Here is an 18,628-nt window from a genome sequence, read left to right as displayed (position 1 = left end):
TATAAGGGAGAGAAAATGCAAGAATACCACATTCATAATTTGGATTGCCCTGATTGCGCGTCTAAATTGGAAAGGGATTTAAACAAATTAGACTATGTGAAAAAAGCTCAAATCAATTTCAGCACCAGTAAGTTGTTTTTGGACACGAGCGATTTTGAAAAGGTTAAGGCTTTTATTAAGCAAAATGAACCGCATTTGAGCCTGTCTTTTAAAGAGACCGCAGAAAAGCCCTTGAGTTTTACCCCACTCATTGTTACGATCATGGTCTTTTTAGGTGCGATTTTAATCTTACACCTAAACCCTAGCCCTTTGATTGAAAAAGCGGTGTTTTTCGTGTTGGCTTTAGTGTATCTAGTGAGCGGTAAAGATGTGATTTTAGGGGCGTTTCGTGGGCTTAGAAAAGGGCAATTTTTTGATGAAAACGCTTTGATGCTCATTGCGACTATTGCGGCTTTTTGCGTGGGGGCTTATGAAGAGAGCGTGTCTATTATGGTGTTTTATTCAGCGGGCGAATTTTTGCAAAAACTCGCTATCGCTCGCTCTAAAAAATCCCTTAAAGCTTTAGTGGATGTCGCTCCTAATTTGGCTTATTTGAAAAAGGGCGATGCATTAGTGAGCGTTGCGCCTGAAGATTTAAGAATTAATGACATTGTGGTGGTGAAAGTCGGCGAAAAAGTGCCTGTGGATGGCGTGGTGATCAAGGGCGAAAGTTTGCTAGATGAAAGGGCGTTGAGTGGGGAGTCCATGCCTGTTAATGTCAGCGAACGCTCTAAAGTTTTAGGGGGGAGCTTGAATTTAAAGGCGGTCCTTGAAATTCAAGTAGAAAAAATGTATAAAGATTCTTCTATCGCTAAAGTGGTGGATTTAGTCCAGCAAGCCACGAATGAAAAGAGCGAAACCGAGAAATTCATCACTAAATTTTCACGCTACTACACCCCAAGCGTTTTATTTATTGCCTTAATGATCGCCATATTACCGCCCTTGTTTTCTATGGGGAGCTTTGATGAGTGGATTTATAGGGGGCTTGTGGCTTTAATGGTGAGCTGCCCTTGTGCGTTAGTGATTTCTGTGCCTTTAGGGTATTTTGGGGGCGTGGGAGCGGCGAGCCGAAAGGGCATTTTAATGAAAGGCGTGCATGTTTTAGAGGTGCTTACCCAAGCTAAAAGCATCGCCTTTGATAAAACCGGCACTTTGACTAAAGGCGTTTTTAAAGTAACAGATATTGTGCCGCAAAACGGGCATTCTAAAGAAGAAGTTTTGCATTACGCTTCTTGTTCGCAGCTCTTATCCACGCACCCGATCGCTTTATCCATTCAAAAAGCATGCGAAGAAATGCTAAAGGACGATAAGCACCAGCATGACATTAAAAATTACGAAGAAGTGAGCGGAATGGGGGTTAAAGCGCAATGCCATACGGATCTAATCATCGCAGGGAATGAAAAAATGCTCGATCAATTCCATATCGCGCACAGCCCTTCCAAAGAAAACGGCACGATTGTGCATGTGGCTTTCAACCAAAATTATATAGGCTATATTGTGATTAGCGATGAGATTAAAGATGACGCCATAGAGTGCTTAAGGGATTTAAAAGCGCAAGGGATAGAAAATTTTTGCATTTTGAGCGGGGACAGAAAAAGCGCGACTGAGAGCATCGCTCAAACTCTAGGCTGTGAATATTATGCGAGTTTGTTGCCTGAAGAAAAAACGAGCGTGTTTAAAACCTTTAAAGAGCGCTATAAAGCCCCGGCGATTTTTGTAGGCGATGGCATCAATGACGCTCCAACTCTAGCGAGCGCTGATGTGGGGATTGGCATGGGGAAAGGCTCAGAATTGAGCAAGCAAAGCGCGGATATTGTGATCACTAATGACTCCTTAAGCTCTTTAGTCAAAGTTTTAGCGATCGCTAAAAAAACCAAAAACATCATTTGGCAAAATATCTTGTTCGCTTTAGGGATTAAGGCGGTTTTTATCGTGCTAGGGCTTATGGGGGTAGCGAGCTTGTGGGAAGCGGTCTTTGGCGATGTGGGGGTTACGCTTTTAGCTTTAGCCAATTCCATGCGCGCGATGAGGGCTTAAAGCCTTGAATTTATCATTAGCCATTTAGAAGGGAGGTAAAATGCATAAAATAGAGCGACTGCTCCAAACCCTAGCGCCTAAGGGGGTGGAGTTTAAAACGCTTGAAGAGGTTTTTGAAATTAGAAATGGTTACACCCCATCAAAAAACAATCCTGAATTTTGGAAAAATGGGACTATCCCTTGGTTTAGAATGGAAGACCTTAGAGAAAATGGGAGGATTTTAAAAGACTCAATCCAACACATTACCCCAAAGGCTTTGAAAGGTAAGAAATTATTCCCTAAAAATTCTATTATTATTTCTACGACAGCAACCATAGGAGAGCATGCCCTTTTAATCGTTGATTCGTTAGCGAATCAACAATTCACTTTTTTAAGCAAAAAAGCGAATTGTGATCTTGCTTTAGACATGAAATTCTTTTTTTACCAATGCTTTCTTTTAGGGGAATGGTGCAAAAATAATATTAATGTTTCAGGTTTTGCTTCTGTGGATATGACCGCTTTTAAAAAATATAAGTTCCCCATCCCGCCCCTAGAGATCCAGCAAGAGATCGTTAAGATTTTGGACGCTTTCACAGAATTAAACACAGAATTAAAAGCGCGAAAAAAACAATACCAGTATTACCAAAACATGCTTTTAGACTTTAACGATATTAACCAAAACCACAAAGACGCCAAAGAAAGATTGGCGCAAAAACCCTACCCCAAACGCTTGAAAACCTTACTCCACACTCTAGCGCCTAAGGGGGTAGGGTTTATGAAGTTGGGGGAGGTTCTAGAGTATGATCAACCCAATCAATATTGCGTAACGAGTAAAGAATTTGATAAAAGTTACCCTACCCCCGTTTTAACCGCAGGAAAAACCTTTATTTTAGGTTATACAAACGAAAAAGACAATATTTATCAAGCGAGTAAAAGCTCTCCGGTTATCATCTTTGACGATTTCACAACAGCGACCCAATGGGTTGATTTCCCTTTTAAAGTAAAATCAAGCGCTATGAAAATCTTATTCTCAAAAAATCCTACAATTAACATCAGATTTATCTTTTTTTATATGCAAACTATTCCCTATAATATCAGTGGGGAACATACAAGGCAGTGGATTTCTCGTTATTCACAATTAGAAGTCCCCATCCCACCCCTAGAGATCCAACAAGAGATCGTTAAGATTTTGGATCAATTTTCAATTTTAACCACCGATTTATTAGCCGGTATCCCCGCTGAAATAGAAGCCCGAAAAAAACAATACGAATATTACCGAGAAAAATTATTGACTTTCAAACCCCTAACCCCAAATAAATAACAAAGAGCTTGCGTAAGCAAGTGATAACTTTATTAAAAAAGCGGTCTTGGGGGGTTGGGGGAGAGTTATTTCAAAATACCCCCCTATCCCCTTATAAAATGAATTTGAAATATTTTTAAAATGAGTTTTAAAATGACAAAGCAAAGCAACCAAAAGCCCATTTTTAAAAATAAAAGTTTTAGTATCACAGAGCCAAAAATAGCGTAATAAAAAAGTTTAAAAATTCTAACGCTTTTAGAAAAACAAGCCCTAAAATAGGCGATAAAGCGTTTTTTAGTGGCTATCTTATGGTTGGGCGTTTTTAGCCAACCCCTTTAAATAAGGGTTGTTATTTAAAGAGGGTTTAGAGCTTCCACACGATTTCGGTGAAAATATGACTCCTGTCTTGATCGGTGGCGGGTTGGCTGTCTAATTTTGGCCCGTTCCACCCCATTTTATAGCCTTGATGCATCAACACATTATAATATTCAAATTTAATGTCGGCTGAGAAATTTTTAGTGAATTTATAGCCCAAGTTGAGCGATAGGACTTGTTCGTTCGCCCTAGGCCCATAAGTCAAACGCCCTAACAAACCCCAAAGGAATTTCCTATGCACCCCACCGCCAAAGGCAAACACGGTAAAAGCGTTCGCATCCATCATGTAAGACAAAGAGTTAAGGGTGTTTGCATAAACGGTGTTCGTCCAAAAGTCAAAGCCTAAGCGGTTACCATGGTAGCCTATCATCCAGTTAGCGTTCCCAAAGGATTTATAAATCCCAAAACCAAAATTGTATTCATTCCATTCAAACTTTTGTTTGATCATCAAGCTGTGCGCGTTTTTACCGGCTGGCATGCCAAATTGATAGGTGCCCCAAAATCTTTTAGCATAAAAGGGATTAAGCACGGTAACATCGGTTTGAGAGCGAAACCCTAATCCAGTAAAAGTGGGGTTACTGTCATAAGTGATCGTAAAGTTAGGGTCGTATTCGTTAAAGGGTGAAAAATAGACAAAAGGCTGAATGCTAAAACCCTTGTAATTCCAAATGATATAAAAGGCATGCACCCCAGGGTTTATGGTTTGCCCGTTTTTAAGAGTGTAGGTTTTAGGCGAATAGAAATTATAAAGCCACTCGTTATAGGCAAAACCACGGCCAAAAGAGCTAAACCACCAGAATTTGAAATTCCCTAAGTTTAAGGTCATATCCAAGCCTTGGTTGTAACCGCTCATATAGTCCGCTGGGGATTCGTACCTTCCGCCCCTAATTTCAAAAATATCCTTGTAGTTGTAGCGCAAGTAAGCGTTATAAATCACATAGTTTCTGGTGTGATCGGCGTAACTTTTTGCACAAGTGGAAGCCTCTAAAGCTTCCTGGTTAGACAATTGTGTCATTTCGGCTTGAGTCATCTTATCGTATTGGCTTTGGGTCAAATTCCCTGTGGCTAACCCACAACTAGCCCATGGTTTTTGCCCCACAAGACCGCCCCAATAACCTACATAGTTCCATGTCATAGCCCCATAGGGTTTTCCTGTAACTTCGTTAATGAAATCCTTAGTGCTATCAAAAATAACAGCACCCCCCCAACCCCCAAGACTCCCGTCTAAATGGTGCCCGTTAGCCGTAGCGCTTTTGGGCAAGAGTTCCGTAAAATCCACTTGCATGTAAGCCATAACCGTCATAAAGGTTTCGGTAGGGTAAAGCCCTTTATTAGTGTTGATAGGTTTGTTATTGAAACCGACTTTAGAGAAACTTTCAGCACCCGCTTTAATTTTAGCGATTTTACCCAAATCAAGAGCTTCACTTTGATAAGAGAATAAAAAAAGAAGCGTTGCGATATTTTTAGCAGATGCAACTTTATAGTTCATATGTCTAACCTTTAGTATAAACCAAAAATTCTAAATAGAGTAAGCCAACACCGTTCAAAGAAAATTTTTTCTTACAGATCTTAAACATCTAATCAGTCTGTTCATCTTTCGTCCTTTTTGCTACGAAGTCCGACTTACAAAGTTAATTCTTAACTAAGTCGTGCGTTAATACTAGCATAATATTATGGTTTTTTTTAATTTTGAGAATAAAATTTTTCTTTGTCAGTCAAATACAGACACTCAAAGCCTTATTTCATCTCAATATTATTTATTTTTTTAATTTATTCATTCCTTAACACGCTTAAAGCGTCAATAGTAGAAGCTTTTTTAGACGGGTAATAAGAAGAAAGCCCTACGATAATCACAGAGCCTATTAGAGTGAGCGTAAAATCCATTAAAGACAAATCCAAAGGCAAGGTGTTAATGCCATAAACATCTGCTGGGAGCGAGATGATAGGGAACACGCTTAAAAGATACATGCTTAAAAACGCTAAAACCACCCCAAGAATCACACCGCCTAAACCAATGATATTACCCAAATAAAAAAAGGTTTTTTGGATTTCTTTTTGGCTGCTCCCCATGCTAAAGAGTAGGGCGATTTCTTTACGCCTGTTCATCACCACCATTAAAAGCGAGCTGATGATATTCAAAGACGCCATTAAAATAATGAGCATGAGCACAATGAATAACGCTCTTTTTTCTAATTCCATCGCCGAGAAAAAATTCCCGTTTTGCTGCCACCACCCTTCAATGCCTATGCCATGGTGGTTGATGGTTTTTAAAGCGTTGCGTAAATTTTCAATATCCTTCATGGGCGTTTTAGAATAGACATGCACCCCATCATAAAGCCCTAAGGGCAACCTCCTGATCGCGCTTATAGCTTGAAGACTAGCATACATGTAGCTCATGTCATAAGATTTTAGCCCTGAATCAAAATCGCCTTTGATAATAAAGCGTTTCATGATAGGGGAGAGCGTGAGACCGGTTGGCTCTAACTCGGTGAAAAACAAATCGGCTTTTTGATTGAGATCTAAATTCAAGCTGTATCTCAAGCTTTTCCCCACGATCAAATTAAAAGGGTTTTTAAAGAGATCGTTTGTATTGGTGTTTTTTAAAGCGTCGTTTAAAACTTCATTGATGCGCCTTTCTTTAGAAAAATCAACCCCAAACACCACGCCACCATTCATAGAATGCGCGCTTTTAATCAGGCTTTGGGTTTGCAAATAGGGGCTAAAAAGCAAATTAGGGAACTTTTTTTCTAAAGCTTGAACCACTTCTTCGCTGATCCCATAAGGGCTTGTGGTATAGAGCGTTAAGGGGTAGTTCATCACAAAAAGCTTTTTTTCAAATTCCTTACTCATACCGTTCATGATCGCCATAGCCACAATTAAAACCATCACGCCAACCGCCACGCCAAAAAAAGCCAACAAAGCGGTGATGCTAATAAATGGCTGGCTTTTATCAAAACGCAAATAACGCTTGATAAGGAAAAAGATTAAGGATCTATTTGGCAAATAAGCCCTTTTTAGGCCCGCTTTTAGCGCAACAATCTTTATATTTCTTGCCGCTTTGACAAGGGCAAGGCTCGTTTCTTTTAGGGGTTTTAGAAAAAGCTTTCATGGCCACATTCAAATCTTCATCTAAAGTTTCTTCATGGCGGTAAGTTACGCTCTCATGCTCTCTTTCTTCGCTAAAGTTATCCAAATAACGCTCGGCATCGCTAGAATCTTGCTCGTTTTCAAACTGGATCTTAGAAAAGGTTTTGATCGCTTCCATTTTGATGTCTTCAATGAGTTCTAAGAAAAGGTTGTAACTCTCTTTTTTGTATTCTACAAGGGGGTCTTTTTGGTTATAGCCTCTCAAATTAATACCGGTTTTGAGATTATCCATCGTATAAAGGTGCTCTCGCCATGCGTTGTCTAAAATCTGCAAATACACGATGCGTTCGATCCGGCTTCTTTGTTCGCTATCCAAAACTTTCATTTTGTTTTCATAATCGCTTTTTAATTTTTCAGCCACAAACTTTTCAATAGGAGCGGCTTTTTCTAAATCTTCTAATGCAACATGAGCGTTAAAATCTTCTTTTAAGATGTTTTTAAGCCCTAAAAGTTCCTCTTCAGACAGGTTTTGATGGTCAAAGGCTTTGAGTTTAGAAAAGATTTGATTGAGCGCGTATTCTCTGTTTTCAGCGATTTTAGCACCAATATCGTAATTAACATCTAATAATTCATCTCTAAATTTATACACGCTTTTTCGTTGCTCATTAGCCACATCATCGTATTCTAACAAATGCTTACGGCTTTCAAAATGCAAGTTCTCCACTTTTTTTTGCGCGTTTTCCACCGCTCTTGTTACAAGCTTGGATTCAATGTGTTCGCCGTCTTTAAGCCCTAATTTTTCCATCACCCCCTTAATCCTATCGCTCCCAAAAATGCGTAACAGATTGTCTTCTAAACTCAAATAAAATTGGCTTGTTCCCGGATCGCCTTGGCGCCCGCTTCGCCCCCTTAATTGGTTGTCAATCCTGCGGCTCTCATGCCTTTCAGTGCCAATGATATACAGCCCCCCAAGTTCTTTAATCTCATCGGTGAGTTTAATATCAACGCCCCTGCCTGCCATGTTAGTCGCAATCGTAACCGCTCCTTTAAGCCCGGCGTCTTTGATGATTTCAGCTTCTTTGGTGTGTTGCTTGGCGTTTAAAACGGTGTGAGGGATGCGTTCTTTTTTGAGTAAAGCGTGCAAGGTTTCACTCTTTTCAATGCTGGCCGTGCCGACTAAAACGGGCTGACCTTTATCGTGTAATTCTTTAATTTTAAGGATCACAGCGTCAAATTTTTCTTTTTCACTCTTATAGATGAGATCGTTCAAGTCTTTTCGCTTGATCGCTAAATTAGTAGGGATAGACACCACTTCCAAATTGTAGATTTCTAAAAATTCTGTGGCTTCGGTTTGAGCCGTGCCTGTCATGCCTGAAAGTTTAGAAAACATCCTGAAATAATTTTGGAAAGTAATATCGGCTAAGGTTTGGCTCTCTTCTTTAATGCTCACGCCCTCTTTAGCCTCTAAAGCCTGATGCAGGCCCTCACTAAAGCGCCTCCCCTCAGACAAACGGCCGGTAAATTCATCTACAATCACCACTTCATTATTGGCTACAATATAATCTTTATCAATAAAAAAGAGGTAATTCGCTTTCAAAGCCTGGTCTAAATGGTGCGATAAGGCGGCGTTTTCAATCTTGTATAAATTATCCACGCCAAAGAGGTTTTCGGCTTTTTTAATCCCCTCTTCAGTGATTAAAATCGCGCGGTTTTTTTCATCTATGGTGAAATCTACTTCCACTTGCATGCTTTTAGCGACTTCATCAGCCTTGTTGTAATTTTCCATGCACCTATCCACAGGCCCTGAAATGATTAAAGGGGTTCTCGCTTCATCAATTAAAATGGAATCCACCTCATCAACAATAGCGAACGCATGCGATTTTTGCACTTTATGCTCTAAAGAATATTTCATGTTATCCCTTAGATAATCAAAGCCAAATTCATTATTAGTGCCATAAACAATGTCTTTAGAATAAATTTCTAAACGCTCATCATCATCTCGCACGCTCGCAGTGATCGTGCCTACGCTATAACCTAAGAATTGATACAACGGCTCCATTTCTTTAGAATCCCTATGGGCTAGGTAATCATTAACGGTTACCACATACACGCTTTCACCTTTCATAGCGTTCAAAGCCACCGCTAAAGTAGCGACTAAAGTTTTACCCTCTCCGGTTTTCATTTCAGCGATTTTGCCATCGTTTAAGACCATGCCCCCAATGAGTTGCACGTCAAAATGGCGCATCTTTAAGATCCTTTTGCTCGCTTCTCTAGTGATAGCAAAACTTTCTGGTAAGACTTCTAAAAGGGTTTTTTCTTGCGAATCTTTTTCTACGGATCGCACTCGTTTTTTTAACTCTTCAAAAGCGTTTTGCAGCTCAACATCGCTCATTTTTTCATAAGTAGGCTCTAAGGCGTTGATAGTTAGGACTTGTTTTTTGTATTGTTTGATCCAGCGATCGTTTCTGGTGCCAATGATTTTTCCAATGATTGCTTTTATCATGGTAGTAGTAACCTTTTAAGAGTGCTTCAATCCCATTTATTTTATTAAAGCGTTAGTTTTTAATCCCATTTTAGCATGGATAAAATAAAAGTCTTGTAAAATAAAGGGTTTTATTAAAGATGAGAGATTATTTTAAGGTTTGAATAATGAAAGCTTTTTTAAAGATTTTAATGGTTTTGATTTTTATAGGCGTTGCTTACGCTAAAAATCCTCCAACCCTTTCTAAAGAAGAAGACGTTTTGCAGCATTTGCAAAGTTTTAGCGCGCATTTCAAGCAAGTGTTAAAAAACGAAAAGCCCTTAGTTTATTACGGGATTTTAAAGGCTAAAGCCCCTAATTGGGCTTTATGGGTTTATGAAAAGCCTTTAAAAAAAGAAATTTACATGAACGATAAGGAAGTGGTGGTTTATGAGCCTAATTTATTCCAAGCGACTATCACGCCCTTAAAAGACAAGACGGATTTTTTCACCATTCTCAAGCGCTTGAAAAAGCAAGATGACGGATCTTTTCAAACGACTATCAACAAGACCACTTATCGTTTGGTTTTCAAAGACGGCAAGCCTTTTTCGCTGGAATTTAAAGATGAAATGAACAATCTCGTAACGATCACTTTTTCTCAAGCAGAAATCAACCCCACCATTGCTGATGAAATCTTTGTTTTTAAACCTAAAGATGAAAATATTGATATAGTGCGCCAGTGATTTTTAATGATTCATTGCGTTTTGTTAGCAAAAGTTAGCTAAAATAGACAAGCTTTTGAAAATCATGGGGCTGACTTGGATTTCGACAGATTTCTTGTCGCGCAGATAGCATGCCAAGTGCTGCTTGTAAAACAGCAACAAAAATAACTGTAAACAACGCAGATTACGCTCCAGCTTACGCTAAAGCTGCGTGAGTTAATCTCCTTTTGGAGCTGGACTGATTAGAATTTCTAGCGTTTTAATCACTCCATAACCTTAAGCTAGACGCTTTTAAAAGGTGGTTCGCCTTTTAAACTAAGAAACAAGAACTCTTGAAACTACCTCAAGGTTTTAGAAAGTTGGACCAGAGCTAGTTTTAAGGCTAAAAAACTAACCAATTTTCTAAGCATTGTAGAAGTTTGTGTTTAGGACAAGATTTTTGGACTGGGGTTCGATTCCCCACAGCTCCACCATATTAAAAAGTATCATTTTTATAGCGTATTTAAGGAAGGTAAATGCAGAAGTTTTTCTCTCGTTTTAGAAGGTGGGCGTTGCCCTTTTATTTTGTGAGCGCTTTAGCAGCGATTGATATTGATGAAGTGACAGAAGCTCAAGCTAACAGCGTGAAATTAAGCGATCAGTTAGTGAGCCTGAGCGATAAGCTTTTAGAAAAAGCGGTGGATAGGGGGCGAAACACCGATCACTTAAAAGATCTTAGCGATTTGCATGAAAAAATCAAACATTTGCGCTTGATTTTAGAGCCTAAGCCTAAGGACAAAGAAAATAATCCTAACTTAAAAGATCATCAAGGCTCTGAAACGATTGAAATCGGCGAAGCGGTTAAGAAGGCTTTAGGCGAGCCGGTATTCCCCCAAGACGCGCTAGATGCCGCTTTGCAAATTGACAAACAGCTGGATTCTTTCAAGCAAGATAATTTGGTTGATGTTAAGCCCTTAAAAGATGTTTTAGCCCAACTAGAAGCCGAATTGAGAAAAGCCATTAATTTCCAAAAACAATGGCTCAATTCTACCAAACCTAATTGATAGGGTTTAAAAAAAGAACTTCAAACTCACTATGAGGTTGCTCCTGTCTTGTGTGTTCGCCTTAAAGGCTTTATTAAAAGGGCTAGTGAGATCATTAACCTTATAGCCAGTGTGCATGCTCACCGCATAGTATTGTAAATTCACATCAACGCTAGCAAAAGAACCCCATTTATAGCCCAAGTGCAAGTTAATGGATCTTTCGCTCGCTCTAGTGGCGTAAGTGTATCTGCCTAAGATCCCCCATAAAAACCCTCTATACACCCCCCCACCAAAGACATATCCGCTAACAGAGTCTGCGGTAACAGCGTTACTAAAAACCAAACCATAAATGCTGTTACTTCTTATGTCAAAAGGGATCGGGTTACCATACCAGCCAATCCTTGCATTAGCGTTGCCAAAATTTTGATAATAACCAAAGCCAAAGTTAAACTCGTTGTAGTCAAAGCGTTGGTGGATCAAAAGCGATGCACCCCACTCGCCAATCTTAGAGTTACGCCAATACACATCGTATAAATCTTTAGCATAAACAGGGAAAATCGCATTGATAAGGGTTTGAGATCGTAACCCTAAACCTCTAAATTTCGGGTTGCTATCAATATGGATTTTAATCCCAGGCGCTTCGTAAGTTTTAGGTGAAAAATAAAAAAAGGGCGTGGCTTGAACATGTTTGCTAGAAAAATAGAGTTGCACCGCATGAATGCCATAATCAACATCTTTTCTGCCATCTTCAGTAACAATAGGGGCATACCAATCTCGTATCCATTGCCCCGCAGCTAAAGCCCTCCCAAAAGAGCTGAACCATTTTAACGCTACTTTAGAATGGATTTGATAATCCACTTCAAAGCCTTGCGTATAACCGCTCATAAAATCCATGTTAGAAAGGTAACGCCCTAGCTTTAGGTGGAATTTATCGCCATAAGAATAAAACAAATAGGAATTATACAGCACATAATTACGGGTGTGAGCGTCAGATTCTATGCGGGAGTCTTTCCAAGGAGCGTCGCCTAAATACCCCCACCAACGCCCTATGAAGAAAAAAAGTTCTGAGCCATAGACTTGATGCGTAGCTTGATCGATGAGCGTTTTGGTAGAATCGTAAGCGAGCGCTCCTAAAATCCCGCCAACGCCTATTTTTAAGCTGTGTTTTTCAATGTTTTTAGGGAGCAGATTGGAATCCACTTGAAGCTTGATCGTGGCGGTTACAAAAGTGGCTGTAGGGAAAATCCCTTCTTTGGAATTGAGTTTGGAATGGTTAAACCCCACTTTAGAAAAAGATTCTGCTACCCCGCTAAACTTATAATCAAAAGCCAATAAAGGGATTTGATTGTAAAGAATGGAAACAAACAATAAGGGTAATTTTTGAAATTTTAACAAGAATAACCTTTGTTTAATTTTCGCTCGCATCATATTCCAATTTTATTAAAAAACCCATTAAAAATAAAAGTATTCAAATAATTATCTCAATATTATTCTTTTTTTGTTTCGCTTTCATTTTTCACCGGCTCAAAAGAATACCCTAAAGCCTGATAGATTTGATTGTGGTAACGGACTTGATTGTCTTCCAAACTCTCTTGAAAAGACTTTTTAAAATGCGGATCTAGCGTGTTTAAAAACACCTCTAGCCCTATTGCGCTGGAATAATTCACCCAATCATGCCTTAAATCGCTCTCTAATAAGGAAGCGTATTCTATCAGCGTTTCATCGCTGTTTTGTAAGGCATTGACAATGAATAAATTTTTCCTGTCTTTAGGCTGGGTGAGCAAGAGTAAAGAGGGGTTGAAATTGATTTGTGTGGAAAGGATTTTAAGGGGCTTATACTCTAAAAGCCCTATTTGAGAAAGAATAAGGCCGCTTTTAGTGGTAGGGGTGTTTAAAATCAAGGTAGAATTTTTAAAAAACGCATCATGTTTTCTAAAATTTTTAGAAAAACTCGTGGCTTGCTTGTAAGAAACATTTTCTTGGTGTTTGACTTCAATGTTTAAAGACTCCGTGATTTGCCTCAAGCGTTCGCCTATTAAGCCATCATCATCGTATTCAATCACGGGTGAATTATGACCGATAAAAGAAATGAGCATGCCTAATTGCTCTTTATAATCAATCCCCCCAAAATACAAGCGTTCGCTTAAAGAAGGCTCGGTATGATTTGCTAATTGCGTTTTATTCACCGTAGGCACATAAGTAGGGGTGCTAATCGTCGTGTTTTGGAGCAAATTTTCCACGCCCTCTTTAGTCAATAAAGCGATGATAAAAGGGAATTTTTCTTTTTCAATTTCTTTATAAGTTTGCTCTAATTTTTCAGGGCTTTCTTCATCGCTGTCAAAGACTTGGATATTGAAATCGTTGTTTCTGGTGTTCAAATACGCTAAAAGGGTGTTCATCACCGAAATCGCATAACGGCCCACCACTTTTTTAGGCAGTAAAATCGCTAATTCAATCTTAGGCTCATAGTTTTCTTTAGCTGGGGTTTGAGAAGCGATGGATACGGGGTTGAGTTTGTTTAAGATGTCCTTGTAATAAGTTTTAAGGCTCTCATCTTGGTTATTGTCATCGTATTGGGATACAAAAGAAAAGATTTGATTTTGCAGCATCAAGTCTTTCAAGCATTCCAAAGAGCAAGGCTCTGTCTTAATGATTTGCTGGTGTGCTGGAGGCAAAGGGGAAAACAGATAGCTTTTAGCGCTCAAACTTATCGCGCAAAAAGTGGAAACAATCAGCGCAAGGCGTTTGAAAAATCTTTTTCTTAAGGCGTATGGCATTTTTTAATATCTTTTAAACTGAATTTCCTAAAATTTTATTATAGAATATTTAACCCTAAAAGGAGACTGATTTTACCCCTACAATCCAACAAGAGGACTTTTTTCAAGGCGTGTGGGATTAAACGCATTGGGACACTCAAACCCTGTAAAATCCCTATCATAGGGACACAGATCCAAAACCAAATCTCCCCCAACTTTAATTTCTTTAATCATTAAAGGATTGAATTGTCATCAAAGGATTGAATGGCACACGCTTTTCATGCTTTGATGATCCTCTAGCGCCAATTATAAATATAAGGCCTTAAGCTAATGCAATAATCTCTAGTGCTTAATATATCCTTACGCATGTCCCCTAATTGCCCGGATAAGACTTCTTGCACTTTTCTTAGATTGTTGATCTCAGTGTTTTGCGCGCTGATGATTTTTTTCAAGTCCCTTATTTCTTTAATCAAATCCGCATTACTGATCGCTTTATTGGCTTGTTCTGGATCTGCGCTTAAAAAAGCCAACGCCACACACCAACTCACAACGATTTTTTTCATCACCACTCTCCTTTTTATCCTCTCCCAACACTCAGTCATAGCCAAATAAAAGGGATCACCCCTTTTAATGAAAACAAAACTAGAGCCTGAAATTCTCCATTAAATTAAAATTCATGTAGCGATAGATCTTGTCTTTTTGGCTCTCTAGTTTTTCGCTCACTAAATTCATGTATTCTTCTTTAGTGGGGATTCTCCCTAGTAAAGCACACGCCGCCCCAAGCTCCGCGCTGCCTAAATACACTTTAGCCCCTCTGCCCATACGATTATCAAAATTGCGCGTGGAAGTAGAAAAAACGACCGCATTATCCCTAACCCTCGCTTGATTGCCCATGCACAAGCTACAGCCTGGGACTTCAGTCCTTGCCCCGGCAGCCCCAAAAATCGCATAATAGCCCTCATTAATCAGCTCTTGTTCGTCCATTTTACTGGGTGGCACTACCCAAAGGCGCGCTTGACTGGGAGGAGCGTTTTTAACGATTTCACCAAAGGCTCTAAAATGCCCGATATTCGTCATGCAAGAACCAATAAACACTTCATCAATAGCGTGCGGTCTTTTGCCGGTCGTATCCGCTAAAACTTCGCTCAAAGTAGCGACATCATCGGGGTCATTAGGGCAAGCCAAAATAGGCTCCGTGATTTCTGCCACATCAATTTCAATGACAGCGGCGTATTGAGCGTTACTATCTGGCTCTAACAATACCGGATTATCCACCCAAGCTTGCATCGCATCTCTGCGTTTTTTCAAAGTCTCTTTGTCTTCATAACCGCTTGCAATCATCTCATCAATGAGCTTGATATTGGATTTTAGGTATTCAATCATCGGCTCTTTATTCAAACGCACCACGCAAGCAGCTGCGCTCCTTTCTGCGCTCGCATCGCTTAGTTCAAAAGCCTGCTCCATTTTAATATCAGGCAAGCCTTCAATCTCTAAAATACGCCCATTAAAGACATTGATTTTACCCTTTTTCTCCACCGTGAGTAACCCTTTTTTAATGGCATAATAAGGGATCGCATTCACTAAATCCCTTAAGGTGATCCCAGGATTCATTTCCCCTTTAAAACGCACTAACACCGATTCTGGCATGTTTAATGGCATCGTTCCTGTAACCGCCGCAAAAGCGACTAACCCGCTCCCTGCTGGGAAACTAATGCCTAAAGGGAAACGAGTGTGGCTATCCCCCCCTGTGCCTAAAGTGTCAGGCAATCCCATGCGATTCAGCCATGTATGGATCACGCCATCGCCCGGATGCAACGCCACACCGCCTCTTTGAGTGATAAAGCTAGGCAAACTCGCATGCAAACTCACATCGCTAGGTTTTGGGTAAGCGGCGGTATGGCAAAAACTCTGCAACACAAAAGGCGCATCAAATTTCAAACTCGCTAATTCTTTAACCTCATCTCTAGTCATCGCCCCTGTGGTGTCTTGACTGCCTACAGTGGTAACCTTTGGCTCACAATAAGCACCAGGTAAGATCCCTTTTACCCCGCAAGCATGGCCTACAATTTTTTGGGCTAAAGTGTAGCCTTTAGCGTCGCTTTTAGGAGCGGCTGGTTTTTTGAACGCTTCCGATTCGCCTAGCCCTAAAAATTTACGCGCCTTATTAGTCAAACCCCTACCAATGATTAAAGGGATACGCCCAGAAGCCCTAACTTCATCTAACAAAGTTTCAGGCTCTAATTTAAAAGTGCTAACCACCTTATCGTTCAGCGTGATTTCGCCTTTATAAGGATAGATTTTAATCCTATCGCCCTCTTTTAGATCCTTAACATCAGCCACAATGGGTAACGCCCCGCTATCTTCACAAGTCGCAAAGAAAATCGGAGCGATCACCCCCCCAATCACGATGCCTCCACTCCTTTTATTAGGCACAAAAGGAATGTCCTTACCAAAATGCCACATGATAGAGTTTGTCGCGCTTTTTCTAGAGCTTCCTGTGCCAACCACATCGCCCACATACGCCACAGGAACGCCTTTAGTTTTAATGGCTTTTATGCGTTGTTCGTAATTTTCAATCCTGTTTTTTAGCATGGCTTTGGCGTGTAAAGGAATATCGCTTCGTGTGAAAGCATCGCTTGCTGGGCTTAAATCATCGGTATTGGTTTCGCCATCAATCTTAAACACACACGCTTCAATGCATTCATTCAAAGGCTCTTTATTCAAAAACCATTCGGCATTCGCCCAAGACTCTAGCACCTCTTTAGCCAAAGCGTTAGTTTTGCTCATTGCAGCGATTTTATCAAACGATCCATAGACTAAAAGAGTGGTTTTTAACGCTTTCGCGCTCTCTTTAGCGATGTTTTTATCTTGACTTTCTAAGCCCACAATCAAAGGCTCTACATTATACCCCCCAAGCATCGTGCCTAAAAGGGTGGTCGCTTCTAAAGCGCTAATGTGCGCACATTCTAGTTTTTTTTGAGACAATTTAGCTAAAAATTCCGCTTTCACTTTCGCCCCCTCATCAACCCCAGGGCTTACTCTGTGAATGAGTAATTCTTTAGCGAAAGCGGCGTTTGTGGGATCTTTCATTAAAATCTCAACGACGGCTTGAACTTGTTTAGCGCTTAAGGGGAGTGGCGGGATACCCTCACTTTCTCTCTCTGAAACGCTTTTTTTGTAATCTTCTAAAAAATCTTTCATCATTTCTCCTTTTTAAATAGCATTATTGGCTAATGCCCTAATTATTTGCCCCATGATAACAAAACTCTTTTTACTTTTAGTTAAGTTGTAAGAAACTTTAGCTACCATGCGATGCAAAAAAGGATTTTAAGTGCGTTTTGGTAAAATTGATTATTTGAACATGCTCCCTTTTGATGTGTTTATCAAATCCTACCCCACCCCTTGTTATTTCAAACAATTTTTACGGCTTAAAAAAACCTACCCTTCCAAACTCAATAAGAGTTTTTTATTCAGGCGTATTGATGCGGGGTTTATTTCTTCTATCGCAGGCTATTCATTCGCTCTTTGTTCTTATTCTCTAGGCATTGTCGCTTATAAGGAAGTTTTAAGCGTGTTGGTTGTAAATAGAGAAAACGCTTTTGATAAAGAAAGCGCTTCTTCAAACGCCCTCTCTCAAGCGCTAGGGTTAAAGGGCGAAGTTTTAATCGGCAATAAAGCGTTGCAATTTTATTATTCCAACCCTAAAAAAGATTTTATAGATTTAGCCGCTCTGTGGTATGAAAAAAAACGCTTGCCGTTTGTTTTTGGGCGTTTGTGTTACCATAAAAACAAGGATTTTTACAAGCGCTTGTCTTTAGCTTTCAAACATCAAAAAACAAAAATCCCTTACTACATCCTTAAAGAAGCCGCTTTAAAAACCAACCTAAAACGCCAAGACATTCTAAATTACTTGCAAAAAATTTACTACACTTTAGGCAAAAAGGAACAATCAGGCCTTAAAGCGTTCTATCGTGAATTGTTATTCAAACGCATCCAAAAACCCAAGCGGTTTTAGTTATTCGCCAAGGATAGAGGCTTAAAATTCAGAAAGGGTGTTTTTAAGCAAGATTAGGTTACAATCACAAGTTTTATTAAAATTTTATTAATTAATTAAGAAGGGATCATGCAAGCAAAGATAAAAAACAAGCGGGTTTTGGTGAAATTTTCTGGGGAAGCGTTGGCTGGGGACAACCAGTTTGGGATTGACATTCATGTGTTAGATCACATCGCTAAAGAGATCAAAAGCTTAGTGGAAAACGATATTGAAGTGGGTATTGTGATTGGTGGAGGCAATATCATTAGGGGGGTTAGCGCGGCTCAAGGGGGGATTATTAGGCGCACCAGTGGGGATTATATGGGCATGTTAGCCACCGTGATTAATGCGGTAGCCATGCAAGAAGCTTTAGAGCATATCGGTTTAGACACAAGAGTGCAGAGCGCGATTGAAATCAAAGAAATTTGTGAAAGTTATATTTACAGGAAAGCGATCAGGCATTTAGAAAAGGGTAGGGTGGTGATTTTTGGCGCTGGTACGGGAAACCCGTTTTTCACCACCGATACGGCTGCCACTTTAAGAGCGATTGAAATTGGATCGGATCTGATCATTAAAGCGACTAAAGTGGATGGCATCTATGATAAAGACCCTAACAAATTCAAAGACGCTAAAAAATTGGACACTTTAAGTTATAACGATGCCTTGATAGGGGATATTGAAGTGATGGATGATACCGCTATTTCTTTAGCTAAAGACAATAAACTCCCCATTGTGGTGTGTAACATGTTCAAAAAAGGGAATTTGTTGCAAGTGATTAAGCACCAACAAGGCGTATTTTCTATGGTAAAATAAGCCC

General features: G+C 39.8%; 13 protein-coding genes and 1 other RNA gene. 7 read left to right on the top strand and 7 right to left on the bottom strand.

Annotation, left to right across the window (positions count from 1 at the left end; genetic code table 11):
* The first annotated feature begins 15 nt into the window (after positions 1-15).
* Both J5F42_RS04170 and J5F42_RS04165 read left to right on the top strand, forming a co-directional pair.
* Positions 16-2,076, top strand: coding sequence for a heavy metal translocating P-type ATPase (locus J5F42_RS04170; protein ID WP_097699504.1), 2,061 nt, complete (start codon positions 16-18; stop codon positions 2,074-2,076).
* Positions 2,077-2,116: 40 nt separating this feature from the next.
* Complete coding sequence (locus J5F42_RS04165; RefSeq protein WP_283491119.1) at positions 2,117-3,376, top strand: restriction endonuclease subunit S; 1,260 nt, start codon at positions 2,117-2,119, stop codon at positions 3,374-3,376.
* 343 nt (positions 3,377-3,719) lie between these two features.
* Here the strand turns inward: J5F42_RS04165 and hofF are convergent, their stop codons facing one another.
* The 3 genes from hofF to secA form a co-directional block, all read right to left on the bottom strand.
* A complete protein-coding gene (hofF, locus tag J5F42_RS04160) occupies positions 3,720-5,219 on the bottom strand; it encodes an outer membrane beta-barrel protein HofF (protein WP_283491118.1) in 1,500 nt (499 codons plus the stop codon).
* A 281-nt stretch (positions 5,220-5,500) separates the two neighbouring features.
* Entirely contained in the window at positions 5,501-6,733 is a 1,233-nt protein-coding gene (locus J5F42_RS04155) for an ABC transporter permease (RefSeq protein ID WP_097699732.1), read from the bottom strand.
* Entirely contained in the window at positions 6,723-9,320 is a 2,598-nt protein-coding gene (secA, locus tag J5F42_RS04150) for a preprotein translocase subunit SecA (RefSeq protein ID WP_283491117.1), read from the bottom strand. The genes J5F42_RS04155 and secA overlap by 11 nt, the downstream gene beginning before the upstream one ends.
* A 146-nt stretch (positions 9,321-9,466) precedes the next feature.
* Here secA and lolA point away from each other — a divergent pair, with 146 nt between their 5' ends.
* The 3 genes from lolA to J5F42_RS04135 all read left to right on the top strand — a co-directional run bounded on the left by lolA (position 9,467) and on the right by J5F42_RS04135 (position 11,043).
* Positions 9,467-10,021, top strand: a complete 555-nt coding sequence (gene lolA / locus J5F42_RS04145; RefSeq protein WP_078245355.1) for a LolA-like outer membrane lipoprotein chaperone — start codon at positions 9,467-9,469, stop codon at positions 10,019-10,021.
* Between the two features lie 66 nt (positions 10,022-10,087).
* Positions 10,088-10,473: a transfer-messenger RNA gene (gene ssrA, locus J5F42_RS04140) on the top strand.
* Between the two features lie 42 nt (positions 10,474-10,515).
* Positions 10,516-11,043, top strand: coding sequence for a hypothetical protein (locus J5F42_RS04135; RefSeq protein WP_001168786.1), 528 nt, complete (start codon positions 10,516-10,518; stop codon positions 11,041-11,043).
* A gap of 6 nt (positions 11,044-11,049) precedes the next feature.
* Here J5F42_RS04135 and hofE read toward each other — a convergent pair whose 3' ends face one another.
* The 4 genes from hofE to acnB all read right to left on the bottom strand — a co-directional run bounded on the left by hofE (position 11,050) and on the right by acnB (position 16,979).
* Complete coding sequence (gene hofE / locus J5F42_RS04130) at positions 11,050-12,417, bottom strand: outer membrane beta-barrel protein HofE (RefSeq protein WP_097699735.1); 1,368 nt, start codon at positions 12,415-12,417, stop codon at positions 11,050-11,052.
* Between the two features lie 92 nt (positions 12,418-12,509).
* The gene (locus J5F42_RS04125; RefSeq protein ID WP_283491116.1) at positions 12,510-13,799 is read right to left on the bottom strand and encodes an IS701 family transposase; all 1,290 of its coding nucleotides are present in this window, start codon (positions 13,797-13,799) and stop codon (positions 12,510-12,512) included.
* Between the two features lie 275 nt (positions 13,800-14,074).
* The gene (locus tag J5F42_RS04120; RefSeq protein WP_000725293.1) at positions 14,075-14,341 is read right to left on the bottom strand and encodes a hypothetical protein; all 267 of its coding nucleotides are present in this window, start codon (positions 14,339-14,341) and stop codon (positions 14,075-14,077) included.
* A 79-nt stretch (positions 14,342-14,420) separates the two neighbouring features.
* Positions 14,421-16,979, bottom strand: a complete 2,559-nt coding sequence (gene acnB, locus J5F42_RS04115) for a bifunctional aconitate hydratase 2/2-methylisocitrate dehydratase (protein ID WP_198973115.1) — start codon at positions 16,977-16,979, stop codon at positions 14,421-14,423.
* A gap of 130 nt (positions 16,980-17,109) precedes the next feature.
* Between acnB and J5F42_RS04110 the strand changes: the two genes are divergently transcribed.
* Positions 17,110-17,793 carry an MqnA/MqnD/SBP family protein gene (locus J5F42_RS04110; RefSeq protein ID WP_078294858.1) on the top strand — a complete coding sequence of 228 codons (684 nt, stop codon included), beginning with the start codon at positions 17,110-17,112 and terminating at the stop codon, positions 17,791-17,793.
* A gap of 108 nt (positions 17,794-17,901) precedes the next feature.
* Positions 17,902-18,624 carry a UMP kinase gene (pyrH, locus tag J5F42_RS04105; protein ID WP_001148056.1) on the top strand — a complete coding sequence of 241 codons (723 nt, stop codon included), beginning with the start codon at positions 17,902-17,904 and terminating at the stop codon, positions 18,622-18,624.
* Positions 18,625-18,628: the final 4 nt, after the last annotated feature.

This window comes from Helicobacter pylori, from assembly GCF_030062585.1.
Taxonomy (GTDB): Bacteria; Campylobacterota; Campylobacteria; order Campylobacterales; family Helicobacteraceae; genus Helicobacter; species Helicobacter pylori_CN.
Note: the sequence above shows the minus strand (reverse complement) of the source record. Positions and strands in the feature narration are given on the sequence as shown.